This window comes from Streptomyces sp. NPDC002730, from assembly GCF_042888805.1.
GTDB lineage: Bacteria > Actinomycetota > Actinomycetes > Streptomycetales > Streptomycetaceae > Streptomyces.
In genome coordinates this window covers 357,967-370,422 of sequence record NZ_JBIAQG010000004.1, presented here as the reverse complement: position 1 = coordinate 370,422, position 12,456 = coordinate 357,967, and the positions used below count along the sequence as shown (strand labels likewise).

General features: G+C 70.1%; 9 protein-coding genes. 6 read left to right on the top strand and 3 right to left on the bottom strand.

The window, feature by feature from the left end; genetic code table 11:
• Positions 1-3 precede the first annotated feature (3 nt).
• The 4 genes from ACFYXH_RS12800 to ACFYXH_RS12785 are packed head-to-tail and all read left to right on the top strand — an operon-like array spanning position 4 to position 6,304.
• Positions 4-1,131: a hypothetical protein gene (locus ACFYXH_RS12800; protein ID WP_389562097.1), complete on the top strand. Its 1,128-nt coding sequence runs from the start codon at positions 4-6 to the stop codon at positions 1,129-1,131.
• Entirely contained in the window at positions 1,112-4,099 is a 2,988-nt protein-coding gene (locus ACFYXH_RS12795; RefSeq protein ID WP_389562096.1) for an AAA family ATPase, read from the top strand. The genes ACFYXH_RS12800 and ACFYXH_RS12795 overlap by 20 nt, the downstream gene beginning before the upstream one ends.
• Positions 4,096-5,220, top strand: coding sequence for a trypsin-like peptidase domain-containing protein (locus tag ACFYXH_RS12790; protein ID WP_389562095.1), 1,125 nt, complete (start codon positions 4,096-4,098; stop codon positions 5,218-5,220). The genes ACFYXH_RS12795 and ACFYXH_RS12790 overlap by 4 nt, the downstream gene beginning before the upstream one ends.
• Before the next feature lie 19 nt (positions 5,221-5,239).
• A complete protein-coding gene (locus ACFYXH_RS12785) occupies positions 5,240-6,304 on the top strand; it encodes a trypsin-like serine peptidase (RefSeq protein ID WP_389562094.1) in 1,065 nt (354 codons plus the stop codon).
• 47 nt (positions 6,305-6,351) lie between these two features.
• Here the strand turns inward: ACFYXH_RS12785 and ACFYXH_RS12780 are convergent, their stop codons facing one another.
• Together ACFYXH_RS12780 and ACFYXH_RS12775 are read right to left on the bottom strand one after the other, a co-directional pair.
• Positions 6,352-8,466 (bottom strand): FUSC family protein, encoded by a 2,115-nt coding sequence (locus tag ACFYXH_RS12780; RefSeq protein WP_389562250.1) that lies wholly within the window; start codon positions 8,464-8,466, stop codon positions 6,352-6,354.
• A 92-nt stretch (positions 8,467-8,558) separates the two neighbouring features.
• Positions 8,559-10,004: an MFS transporter gene (locus ACFYXH_RS12775; RefSeq protein ID WP_389562093.1), complete on the bottom strand. Its 1,446-nt coding sequence runs from the start codon at positions 10,002-10,004 to the stop codon at positions 8,559-8,561.
• 211 nt (positions 10,005-10,215) lie between these two features.
• Between ACFYXH_RS12775 and ACFYXH_RS12770 the strand changes: the two genes are divergently transcribed.
• Positions 10,216-10,782 carry a hypothetical protein gene (locus tag ACFYXH_RS12770; RefSeq protein WP_389562092.1) on the top strand — a complete coding sequence of 189 codons (567 nt, stop codon included), beginning with the start codon at positions 10,216-10,218 and terminating at the stop codon, positions 10,780-10,782.
• A gap of 19 nt (positions 10,783-10,801) precedes the next feature.
• Positions 10,802-11,698 (top strand): DMT family transporter, encoded by an 897-nt coding sequence (locus ACFYXH_RS12765; RefSeq protein ID WP_389562091.1) that lies wholly within the window; start codon positions 10,802-10,804, stop codon positions 11,696-11,698.
• 42 nt (positions 11,699-11,740) lie between these two features.
• Here ACFYXH_RS12765 and ACFYXH_RS12760 read toward each other — a convergent pair whose 3' ends face one another.
• Positions 11,741-12,415 (bottom strand): alpha/beta fold hydrolase, encoded by a 675-nt coding sequence (locus tag ACFYXH_RS12760; RefSeq protein ID WP_389562090.1) that lies wholly within the window; start codon positions 12,413-12,415, stop codon positions 11,741-11,743.
• Positions 12,416-12,456: the final 41 nt, after the last annotated feature.

The following is a 12,456-nucleotide window of genomic DNA, read 5'->3' as shown; positions in this document are numbered from 1 at the left end:
GGAATGCCGTTGGCCGAAACGGAATGGGATCTCGTCACCATGTGGGTACGGGAGTACCTTCTCGACACCACCGACCCGCACACCCAGCTCGTCCAGTACGGCTTCTCTCCAGATTTCGTCTCCGCCCTGCAGCTGACGGCGGTCAGCGCGGAGAACGCCCGTGCACTGGTTCAAGCTTCACGCAAAGACATCCAGCGGCAGCTCAAAATCGTCGAGGTCCTCGCCGCGGTCGACAGGCTCGCGGTGCTTCCGGAAGTCTCCAAAGCCCTTGAATTCCAGGCCCGCCTGCGTGAGGACTATCGCGCCCACGCCTCGCAGGACAATTTCCGTACCTGCGTCCTCAAGAATGGGACCGAGGTCTTCATCGACCGTCAGAACCTGCGGGAGACCCTGCGCCAGTTCGTCGGCGACCCGGAAAAATCCGTGCTTCTGGTCGATGGCGATCCGGGCAGCGGCAGGTCGTACACCTACAACTTCATTCGCCACATCGGGCAGCACTACGGATTCCGTCCGGCGAGAGTCACGCTGTCGCACACCACCACCGCGGACAAAGTCGTCCGTCGGCTCGCGGATTTCGTCGCCGACCCCCGCGCGGGACTTTCACCGCTGAACCCCACCGAACTCAACGATCTGCTGCCGTCCATCGACGACGCCGTGCACTGGGTGGTCGGCAGGGCGACAGCCGTCGAAGACCGATTCTGGCTGGTCCTCGACGAGTGCGACAAGCTCGACCCCAGCTCCGACGTGTACGACTTCATCGGGCAACTGGCCCTCGCCATCTACGAGCACGCCGCCGTAAGAGGCGACCAGGCGCCCCGGCTCGTGCTCCTCGGCTACGGGCCCGCAATGCGCCAACTGCCGTACGAACTACGGGGAAGTCTCTGCTGGGACACGGCCCGGGTCGCCGAACCCGCCGATCTGTGCAACTTCTTCGACCAGTACTTCCACGAATCCCCTCCCGGGTTCCTCGGTACCGCAGAACCTGAGGAATCCACGATCGCCGAACTCGTGGACGTGGCCGTCCAAGAGGTACTCCGGGCCACGGAAAGGGACGGCATCGGCGACGAAAGCTATATGCGGAGGATCTGCACGGCAGCCGAGGGGGCCATCCGTGTCTACCAAACCCTCTGAGGCGCGGGAGATCTTCGCCGCCCGATTGCGCCATGAGCTGCGCGCCGGTGAGGAGATCTCCCACGCCGTCTCGGACGCCCGCGGAAGCTACCGGGAAGCAGCCTGCCTGCTCACCCGTTTCGATCCCATGCGGCTCCGGCTGCCCGACGAGGATTGCGCCACCGGAGGCGCGGTCCTGGAGCTGCTCGACGACTGCACGACCATGGGCATGAAGGAAAGAGCCGTATGGAGCCTCAGGGCCGACGTACGCGACGAAGCGTTGCGAGGCCTGGCCGGACCGGAGGCCGCCCGGCGGGCGCTGGAGTGCAACCTCGACCAGTTCCAGGACGAGCCCGGGCCGGAGCGCATCTGCCTTGCCTATCTGTCCGGCAGCCGGCCACCGCCGACCGGCCAGACCGCAGACGAACTGGCCGACACCCTCCAGGCGGTGCTGTGGCTCTCGCGTCTGCCGGGCATGAACGGGCTTCCGGACAGCCGTGAACTCCAGCACACCCTGGAGCAGATCAGACTTCTGCAACCTCTCGAACGCCTCGTACACGGACCGTTCCAGGGGCGCACCCGCGAACTCGACGAGCTGCGCGGCTACATCAGCACTCCTGTCGAGTCCGCGGCCGGCCGCCCGCCACAGCCCGGGCATGCCCTCCCGACGGGGGCCCGCCACATGCCGGTGCCCCCGCTGGTCATCCATGGACCCGGTGGTATGGGCAAAAGCACTCTCCTCGCCAAGTTGCTGCTCGACAGCATCGACGACCACACCCCCGGCTACCCCTTCGCGTACATCGACTTCGAGCGGCCCACTCTCTCGATCCACGAACCGGTCACCCTCATCGCCGAGGTCGCGCGGCAGCTCGGCATCCAGTACCCCGCTCACCGAGACGAGCTGGACGCACTGGCGGACGAGTGCCAGCAGGCGGCCCGCAGTCAGCGGGAGGGTCAGGACCGGGTGACACAGTTGCACGAACTGGCCACCACCCGGTCAGTCCTGGGACGCACCTCCTCGCATGAGTTTCAGCTGCTGGCCACCCATCGCGAGGCCGGCCTCATCCGGCGCGTCGCCGATGTCCTGGTGCGGGCGGTGGCGTCGACAGGCCGGGAGAACCCGCCGTTCGTACTGGTCATCGACTCGTTCGAGGAGGCCCAGTACCGGGGTTCACCCATCCTGGGCAGGATGTGGACGATGTGCGTCTCGTTCCAGGACGTCTACCCGCGGCTGCGCGTCATCGTCTCCGGTCGCGCTCCGGTCGACCATCCGGCGCGAGGGACAGGAAAGGACATCGCACTCCTCGAACTCGATCCGCAGGCCGCCGTGGGTCTCCTGACGTCCTGCGGCGTCGAGGACCCCCAGGTGGCGCGGGTGTTGGCCGAGCGGGTCGGAGGCCACCCGCTCAGCCTCAAACTGGCCGCCCGAGCCGCGACCCTCGCCGCAGACAAGACCGACGGGATGGCTGAACTGGTCCGCAGCCTGCCCGCCCGGAGCCAAGAGTTCTTCCGCCACGTCGACCAGATGCTCGTTCAGGGCATCCTGTACGACCGCATCCTCAACCACATCGCGAACGAGGACGTACGCCGCCTCGCCCACCCTGGACTGGTGCTCCGGATCATCACCCCCGAGATCATCAAGGACGTCCTCGCCGCACCCTGCGGGCTGCGAGTGGAAACCCTTGACGAGGCCCGACAGCTCTTCCACGAACTCTCCCGTCTCGACCTGGTGGAACCGGCCGGCGCCGAGGCCGTGCGGCACCGCACCGACATCCGCGCCATCATGCTGCGCCTGCCGGGCCGTGACCAGACCGACGTGATGCGCACCGTCGAACGGCGCGCGGTCGAGTACTACGCCGCGTGGGACGGGCTGGAGGCACGCGCCGAGGAGATCTATCACCGGCTGCGGCTCAACGAGAACCCGCGGTCGGTCGAGGAGCGGTGGCTGCCCGGCGTCGAGCGGTTTTTGATCGGGGCGCAGCAGGACATGACCCCAAGGGCTGCGGGCCTGCTCACCGCGAAGCTCGGCGGTGAGGCCTCCCAGCACGTCATGGCGAGCGCCGATCAGGAGGACTGGGAGCAGATCACCGCCCGTGAGGTCGAGGATCTGCTTGCTCAGGGCTTCACCGAAGCGGCGTTCGTACGGCTCGGGGAACGCCGGCCGTGGACACCGTGCAGCCCGTTGCATTCCCTGCTGGCCGAGACGCTGAGCAGGCTCGGCCGGCGGCAGGAGGCGCGGAAGGCGGCGTCGGACGCCGTCGCCGCCGCGCAGGGCGCGGGATGCGCCGAACTGCAACTGGAGCTGCTGTTGCTGTCGGCCCGCCTCGCGGAGGACGCCGAGGACCTGGCGAGCGCCCGCCACGACCTGCAGGTGGCGGAGGACATCGCGGTGCAGCTCGGGCAGGATCTCGAAGCGATGGGTGCATTGCTGGCCCGGGCCCGGCTCGCCGCCGGCGCCGACGCCCCTGATCTCGAGGCCGGCAGCCAGCTCGCCCTGCGGCTGCGGCTGTTGCCCGACGCCGTCCTCGCCGACCAGCCCGCGCTCGTACGTGCCGTCGCTTCGCAGATCTTCGCGCAGGATCCCGGAGCGCTCGAGCATGCGCTGGAGGTCGTGGGCCTGCCGGGGGACGACGAGGCACTGGAAACCCTCGGAGCGGCGATACGCAGTGCGGCCTGCCGTCAACCTGCGCTGCTCGGGGCGCTGATGGACATCCTGGGCGATGCTGCCGGGCCTTCCAAGCCGCAAGCGGAAGCCGGTCCCTCCAGCACCACCGGGATCCTGCGCCTGGCCCGCGACCGCGGCACCCTCGACGAACTCGCCCGTCGGCTGCTCGCCGTACATGACAGGAGCGGTGAGATCGCGGCCGGGGTGGCCGCCGCCATGGGCGCGGGCGCCGCCGGTCGTACGAAGGGGACACACGAGGCCCACCGGGCGGAGGAGAACAACGGAAGCGAAGGAGACGGCCCCGTGCGGCCTGGTCGGTCATGACCGCGTATCTCTCACCCGACGAGATCCTCCAGGTGCGGGACGCGGCTCTGGAGACCGGGCTCGCCGATCCCATGGTCCGGCCGCTGCTGTTCGACGGCATCATGCCCAAGTACCGTGGCACGCTTCCGCTGCTTCCGGCGCCCGGACGGCAGGTGCATTCGGACCTGAACGAGATGAACCGTGTCGAGCGGCTCGTGGACGGCTCTGTGCCGCTGGAGATCTGGCTTCGCAACGCCGTCGCCCAGACCACCGAAGCCGCACCGCTCGCCCTCCTGCAGCGCACCCTGGACGATGTGGCCCGGAGTGCCGGCGGTGAGCCGGACATCATGGCAGGAATACCCGCCCCGGAAATCAAGGAAGAGATCGTCCACCGCGACGACACCGTCCCCTTCGACTTCCTCCGGGGCGGCGACCTGGCCGGAACGGCGGTCGCCCGCATCAAGGTTCCCCCCTACCAGGGCGGCGCACCGCTCCAGCCGAACGGTTTTCCGCACTCCGGCACGGGATGGCTCATCGCCCCGGCCCTCCTCATCACGAACCACCATGTGGTCAACGCCCGGTCCGGCACCGGCGCGGGGCGGCCTCAGGCCGACACCGACGACCTGAGCCTTCAGGCGCGCCATGCACGCGCCCGGTTCGACTACGACACGGACGACGTGGAGACCGAGGAGGCCACCGTCAGTGAACTCGTCGCAGCGGACCCGGAACTCGACTACGCGGTCCTCCGGCTGACCGCCGAGCCCGCCCGGCCGGTACTCAAGCTGGCGAAGGAACCTCTGTCTGTCGCCGACGGCGACGTCGTGGCCGTCAACATCATCCAGCACCCCGGCGGACAGCCGAAGCGCGTCGCCCTGCGCAACAACCTCGTGTACGCGGCGGACGAGAGCGATGTGCGCTACTTCACCGACACCCGCGGCGGATCCTCCGGATCCCCCGTCTTCACGGACGACTGGAAGGTGGTGGCGCTCCACCGTGGCACGCGGCGCGTGGAGGACGTGATGTTCCAGGGCAGGACGACGGCCTTTGTCAACGTCGGCACTCAGATGGAGAGCATCATGCGCGACCTGAAGACCAACAGCCCCGCGATCCATGCCGAGATCGAGACAGCACAACGCGGCTGAAGAGACTGAGGAGGGCGATATGGGCAACCGCAGCAGATCACCGGTGGCTACCGATCCCGAACACGTCTTCACCGACCTGCGGGAGGTCGCGCAACGGGTACGGGAGGGACTGTGGCGCGAAGTCGCCGAATCATCGGGGGAACTCCCCGCGGAGGAGCAGGCTGTCGGCCAGATTTCCCAGTTCGCCCAGCAGGAACGGGACCGCGTTCTGTCGGCGGGCGCGAACGGTCTGGAGAAGCTCGCCGACGGGCGCACCGACGAGATCAGTGACGACGAGTCCTTCGGGATGGAGGCCATCGTCCTGCTGGAAGGCCGACCCGCCATCCTCGTCCAGAACCAGGACTTCACCTCGCAGCAGGGCGACTGGGCGGTCCTGGACAGTCACCGGGCCGCGATCCGCGACTCGATCGCGCGCGTCGGCCGGGTCGAGGTCTTCGGGCACACCAGCCTGGACTGGCTCGGCACCGCCTTCCTCGTCAGCCCCGACGTCATCATGACGAACCGTCATGTGGCGATGGAATTCGCACGCGGCAACGGCGCCGGCTGGACCTTCCAGCAGGGCATGAGCGCCAGCGTCGACATGGCCGAGGAGTACGGCGCACTCCCGACGGACAGCGGACCGGCATACGACATCGACGAGGTGCTCGGCATTCATCAGGACGTCGACATGGCCCTGCTGCGAGTCTCCTCGGCCGTGGGCGGCACTGCGCTGCCGACCCCGCTCGCGGTGGCCGCGGACGGACCCGCCGATCTGCCCGGACGTCCGGTGTACTGCGTCGGCTATCCGGCGTACGACGGCCGTCGCAACGAACCGGAGTCCATGCGCAGAATCTTCATGGACATCTACAACGTCAAACGCCTGCAGCCCGGCACCACCACGGAGCTCGTGCCCGAGCAGAACGTCATGAAGCACGACTGCTCCACCCTGGGCGGCAACAGCGGCTCCCCCGTCTTCGACCTCGTCGACCATCGCGTCCTCGGCCTCCATTTCGGCGGCCGCTACCGCCTCGGCAACTACGCCGTACCTCTCTGGCAGCTGGTGGACGATCCTCTGCTGCGGCGCGCCGAGGTCAACTTCGTCTGACCGCCGCATTTCAGCGACCGCCCCTTTTCGTCTGACCGCCGCTTTCGCTAGGGGCGCCCCATCGAGCTCTCGATGCGGGCGAGTTGTGCGGTGAGGCTGCTGAGCCAGCGCTCGAGGTCGATCAGCATGGGCAGGGGTGCGCCGCCCGTCACCTCTGGAGGCGGGCGGTACGCCGGAAGCGCAGGCGCCGGTCTCTCCCCGGCGCTGAGCGCCGCGACCCGGTCGACGGCCAGGACGAGCCGGTCGGCCGCCGTACGGGCCCATGCGGCGGCCTCCGGTGTGATGGTGACCGCGGGCAGGTCGAAGCGCGGCAGCCATTGGGCGCCGAGCAGGATGTGGTTCGCCGTGATGAGCACGGCCTGCCAGTCGATGGGCACTGCCGACGGATCACTCGGTTCGCTCCGGTACTGGAGGTACGCGGACTCGGCGAGGCGCATTCGGTGCAGGACGGGGAGCGTGGGCGGCAGCGGCGCGGCTCCCGGCGGCGTGGCCAGGAGCACCCCGACGGTCCCGGTGATCAGCGGGCCGGAGGAGTGCAGCAGGGCGGCCATGGTTTTTCGCACCTCGCGCCGAGCTCCGGCCGGCCAGGCGAGCAGCCCGCACAGCAGACCGATCGCACTGCCCGTGACGACATCCACGATCCTGTTCTCGGCCAGCTGCCAGGAGGCGGGGGCGATCTGGGCGAACGCCGCTGAAACCACCAGCGTGAACAGGCCCTGCGCCCAGGCGATCCCGAGCAGCGGCCCGAGCGCGAACGCGGCCAGCATGGCGGGGGCGAGGACCGGCGCGTACGCATCGGTGTGCCGACCGACGACGAACAGCAGTGTGCCCGCCGCGACCGCGCCGGCGAGGGTGCCGACCAGCGCCGGCCGCACGGCCTTCCACGTGCCCGCGGCAGTGGTGCGGCCGAGAGTGAGCACCGCGAGCAGCACCCAGAAGCCGTGGGACAGATCCAGGGAGCCTGCCACCAGCCGGGCAGCGCCCAGCCCGAGCGCGGTCCGGGCGGCGTTCTGGAACTGGACCGAACGCAGCGTCATATTGCCGGCGAGGCGCCGCCACCACAGGAGGGGGGTACGCACGTCGGCGTACCAGAAGAGTTCGCGCGGCTGGATCGGCGGCGTGCGCCTGCCGTCCAGGCCGACCCGTACGGCGGCCTCGAGAACCCGCGCCGACTCGGCAGTGGCCAGGACCGCGGCCTGGCGTCGCAGCAGCGGCACGGGAGGCACGGCCTCGGGCGGTCCGGTCGCCTGCGTGATACGCAGCGCCTGGAAGTCCTGTATCGCCGTGTCCAGGGCCGGGGGCCCGGGCTGTGGAGGCGGCCGGCCGGTGCGCAGGGCTGTCGCGGTGACGGCGCAGAGTGCCGCGATGCGGCCGAGGAGATCGGCCGACGCAGCGTTCGCGTCGGCGCCCGATTCGGCGCCCGCGCCCCGGCCTGTCGTGGCGGTGGTGGTGGCGGTGCCGACCGTCGTTGGGGTTTCGCCCAAGTGCGCCAGTTGGTCCAGCAGTCGACGGGCGGCGGCACCCGCCTGTGCCAGGGCTCGGTCCACACGCCCGGCCCCGGCGGGCCGTTCGGCGGGCGGAAGATGGGAAAGCCGCAGCTGTCGGCCGGTCGCCCGCAGCCGGTCCGCCGCAACGGCGGCCGCCTCAGCAGGCTGGACCGTGGCTGCCGCGGCGGCGGCACGGCCCGCGATCGCGACAGCGTCCGCGAGGCTTTCCCGGTAGGAGGCGGTCGGCGGCTCGGGCAGCAGGAAGCGCTCGCAGGCGACGAGCAGCAATACACCCAGGGTGAGGCCCGCCAGCCGGGACCAGAGAGCGCCCGGCTCGTAGGGCGGGAAGCAGGCCAGGATGTAGAAGAGCTGAAGCCCGGGGGCCGCTCCGGCCGGGCGGGGCCCCGCCACCGCGGCGAAGGAGAGGACGAATCCGACGACCAGCATCCCGAGAACCGCCGCCCAGGTGTTTACCGCCAGCACCGTCCCCAGCGCGACCAGCACCAGGCCGACCGGCAGCGCGCGCAGCATCACGGCGGCCCGCTGCCGCCCGGACCCGGGGATCGGTGACAGCATTCCGAGCGCCACCGGCCCGAAGAGGGCGTACAGCGCCGTCGTCGGCCGATCCACCCCGTACACGAATGGATAGAACCCGGCACTGGCAGCAGTGGTCACCCGGACGGCCCGGTGCACGATCGACGCCCGCTTTGGATTGCGCCAGGCGGAGCGGCGGCGCGCCTTCTGCCGTTCGGTGGTGCGTGTGCCGGTCACGGCCGGGCCTCACGGGTACTGCCGCCCGCGCCCGCGGGCGGCCAGGGAACGTGCATGGACAGCGCCGGGACCTTGCCGTGGACGACGAGCCGGTGGCGTACGACCATGACGACGACGGACGCCAGCAGGATCACGGCTCCGCCCACGCGCAGGATCGCGTCGTAGGCGTCCTCGGGCGGCCGTTCCGGGGTCATCGCCGTGATCGTGGCCGCCGCGCCGGCGAGGGCGACGGCACCCAGTGTGACCAGGAAGGTCAGCAGGACACCGGACGCCTCGCCCGCTCGGGCGGGCGGTACGACCTGCTGGGTGGCGAGGCTGGAGAAGGTCCAGCCCAGCCCGAGACCGAGCCCGCACCAGGCGAACACGGGTACGTACAGCCACCATGCCGTGACATTGCTGAGCGCGATCATCCCCGTTCCGGCAATCGCTCCGGCGAGGGCCATGACCGCCGTGGGACGCATCCGCGGTGCCAGCCGCGCTCCCAGCGGCCCGGTCAGAGCCACGAGCACGGCAGGGGCCAGGAACACGAAGCCCGCCACGAGCGGGGACAGACCACGCACGCCCTGGAGATAGAGGGTCGCCAGGAAGACCGTGACGGCGTAGCCCATGTTGGCGACCGTACCCATGCCGGTCACCAGGACGTACGGGATGTTGCGGAACAGGCGCAGGTCGACCAGCGGATGCCGGGCCAGCCGTTCGCGCAGCAGAAAGAGCCCGCCCGCCAGCACCGCAACCCCGAAGAGGGTGAGGGTGCGAGCGCTGTCCCAGCCCCAGGCGCTGCCGCGTTCCACGGCCAGCGTGAGAGCGGCCAGACAGCACACGATGGTGCAGCAGCCGAGCAGATCGAGCTGGCGGGGCGCCGAGGTGTCCCGTGAGTCGGGGACGTACACGACCGCGATGAGGAGCCCCAGGGTGCTGAGCAGCGCGAGCAGCCAGAAGATCCAGCGCCAGCCAGGGCCTTCGGTGAAGCCGCCGCCCACGAACGGGCCCAGTGCGGTGCCGATGTTGGCGATACCGAAGGCAGCGCCCAGCGCGCGGGCCCGGCTCTCCTGAGGGAAGGCATTGCTGATCACGGCGACGGACACCGGGAAGACAAGGCCGGCACCAATGCCCTGGACGATCCGGGCGGCCACCAGCAGCGCCAGTTGGGGAGCGAGCGCGCACCCCACGGAACCGGCCACGAACAGCGCGATACCGACGAGCAGGATGCCCCGCCGACCGAAGACGTCCCCCAGTCTGCCGCCCACGATGAAGAAGCAGCCGAGAGCGAGCATGTACGCGGAGAGCGTCCACTGGGCGGCCGAAGACGATACGCCGAGCTCGTCCGCGATTCCGGGGATGGCCAGGTTCAGCGCGAAGAAGTCGACCTGAATGCAGAACAGCGCGACCGCGACCGCGGTGAAGGCCCCTTTCCGCACGGCCGACGACGACTCTGCGCGCATGCGCACGTTCCTCTCAGCCGACTCCGTCACGACGTCGCGAGTGGGTCCGGCGGGCGCCCTTGTCCCATTGTCGGCTCACGGTCGCCGGTCCGCAGCCCGGCCGGTCCCGATCGCGGGGGAAGGCGGTCCGGGGCCACCATGGCAGGAAGTGCACGGGCTCGGTCCGGCGGCGGTACGGGCCGCCGGACCGAGCCGGAATGTGGGAGGTCGCATGTCTTCCGAGCGCGCTGCCCCGCTGATCTGGGACACGATCGAGCGGTACTTCGCTCTGCTGCAGGCCCATGCGCCGGCGGAGCGGATGCGGGAGGCAGTGCTCACCGACGACTTCCGTACGGGCTTCGTCGACGGGCTGATCTGGCAGGGCGAGCAGGGGCTGCGGGACTTCCTCGACGCCCGTGCCGAGTTCTTCGACGAATCCCACACGGTGGAGCAGATGTCCCGGCCCGAGCGGCTGCCCGACGGCCGCTGGCGCGCCCACACCCGGCTGGAATTCTTTCTACGACACCGGCTCGACGGATCGCCGGTGAGCGACACCTTTACCGGAAAGGCGTTCCACGTCTGGGAGTTCGCTCCACCGCTGGAGCCCATCGATGCACCGGGTCACGGACGGTCGGCCGAGGCGCCGGGTGACGCTCCGGGTGACGGGCGATCAGGTGACGGGACGGACGGCGGCTGGCGGGTCGCGGCACAGCTGGTCGAGGGCTTCGCCGCCCTCGACGCCAACGCCCGACGGCTGTTCTCACAGCCCGCCTCCGGTCTGAACCTCGACGACCGCTGACCGCCGGAGGCCGACCACGGTGCATACCCTGCTGCCGGTCTCCTTCGCGCTCGGCGCGGCGCTCAGCAACGCCGTCGCCACCGTGCTGCAGCGCCGGGCGGCCCTCAGCGTGCCGCGATCCGACGGCTTCCGCGCGGGGCTGATGCTCGATCTGCTGCGGCGCCCTGTCTGGCTGGCCGGCATCCTCGCCGTCATCGCCGCCGCCGTCTGCCAGGCGGTGGCCCTGGCGACGGGGCCGCTGACGGTGGTCCAGCCCCTCTTCGTCCTCGAACTGCCGCTCACCCTGATCGTCGCCTCGCTCCTGCTGCGCCGGCACCTCCCCCGCGTCGGCTGGGTCGCCGTGACCTGTGTGGTGGCGGGTCTCGGCGTCGCCCTTGCCGCCTCGTCACCCAGGGGCAACCGCACCCATGTACCGCTGGATCGCTGGGTCCCCGCGCTCGCGGTGTGCATCGGAGCGGTCGTCGTGCTCGCCCTGGCGGCGCTCGGACGCCCCGAGGGCCGTGCCCGCGCGGCCTGTCTGGGCACGGCCACCGCCATCAGTTACGCGGTGACCGCGGCGCTGATGAAGGCGGCGATGCACATCCTGGACGACGAGGGGGTCGCGGCCTTCTTCACCGCCTGGCAGACCTATGCCTTCGCGGCGATGGGCGCGGGCGCGCTCTTCCTGCTGGAGAACGCGATGCAGGCCGGCCCCCTGGTCGCCTCCCAGCCCGCGATCACCCTCGGCGACGCGACGGTGAGCATGGCCCTCGGCATCATCATCTACGAGGAACACGTCCGCTCCGGCTGGTGGCTGCTGCCGCAGCTGCTCGGCGTCCTCATGATCGCCACGGGCGTCTTCACGCTCTCCCGGATCCCGCTCACCCAGTCGCTCGTCGCCCCCGACGAGCCAGGGCGAGGTGCGGACGCTCCCTGAGACACGCCCGAGCAGAGCGGCAACCGTTGTGCGCCCGACGGTTCATGAGCGACAGATCATGTCGGCGAGTTCCGCCGGCCGACTGAGCGCGCTGAGGTGTCCCCCGGGCATGTCCTCGACGGTGATGCCGAGCCGTTCCCCGACGATCCGGCGCTGGAACTCGATCGGGAAGAACCGGTCCTCGCGGCCCTGCACAAACCGTGTCGGCACATGCGGCCACTCCCGCAGCGGCCACAGCTGGGTGAACAGGGCCGCGGACGGCTCGGAGTCTCCCTGAGCCATCGCCTCCTCGGTCACTTCCTGCGGAACGTCGTGGAAGAAGTCGATCAGCAGATCGAACTCGGGGGCCGGCCCGCGTCCTTGACCGACCGCGTACGCCGAACGCGCCGCGGCCTGGCCCGTGTTCTCCCACCACTGCCCTGCCGTCTCGCCGTAGGCCGGCACCATGGCATTGACGAGAATCAGCTGGTCGACCGCCACCCGTTCGCAGACCAGAGGCGCGGTGAACCCGGCGAGTGACTGCGCCACGAGCACCACGCCGGCTCGGTCGCCGATCGCCCGCACCACAGCGTCCGCGTGTTCGGCGAGCCCGGCGGAGCTTTCCCGAGGCAGGTCGACAGCCACCACGTCGTGTCCCCGCCGGCGCAACTCCGGCACAAGGCGATGCCAGTACCAAGCATGGCCGTCAGCACCGGGGATGAGCACATACGTTGCCATGCAACCCGCCATCACCCACCCCGAACCAGAAGTAGTGAAGC

Excerpts from the sequence above, each read along its gene's own strand:
- ACFYXH_RS12790 (WP_389562095.1), top strand. The coding sequence starts at position 4,096 with ATGACCGCGTATCTCTCACCCGACGAGATCCTCCAGGTGCGGGACGCG.
- ACFYXH_RS12760 (WP_389562090.1), bottom strand. The coding sequence starts at position 12,415 with ATGGCAACGTATGTGCTCATCCCCGGTGCTGACGGCCATGCTTGGTAC.
- ACFYXH_RS12770 (WP_389562092.1), top strand. The coding sequence starts at position 10,216 with ATGTCTTCCGAGCGCGCTGCCCCGCTGATCTGGGACACGATCGAGCGG.
- ACFYXH_RS12775 (WP_389562093.1), bottom strand. The coding sequence starts at position 10,004 with ATGCGCGCAGAGTCGTCGTCGGCCGTGCGGAAAGGGGCCTTCACCGCG.
- ACFYXH_RS12800 (WP_389562097.1), top strand. The coding sequence starts at position 4 with ATGCCGTTGGCCGAAACGGAATGGGATCTCGTCACCATGTGGGTACGG.
- ACFYXH_RS12785 (WP_389562094.1), top strand. The coding sequence starts at position 5,240 with ATGGGCAACCGCAGCAGATCACCGGTGGCTACCGATCCCGAACACGTC.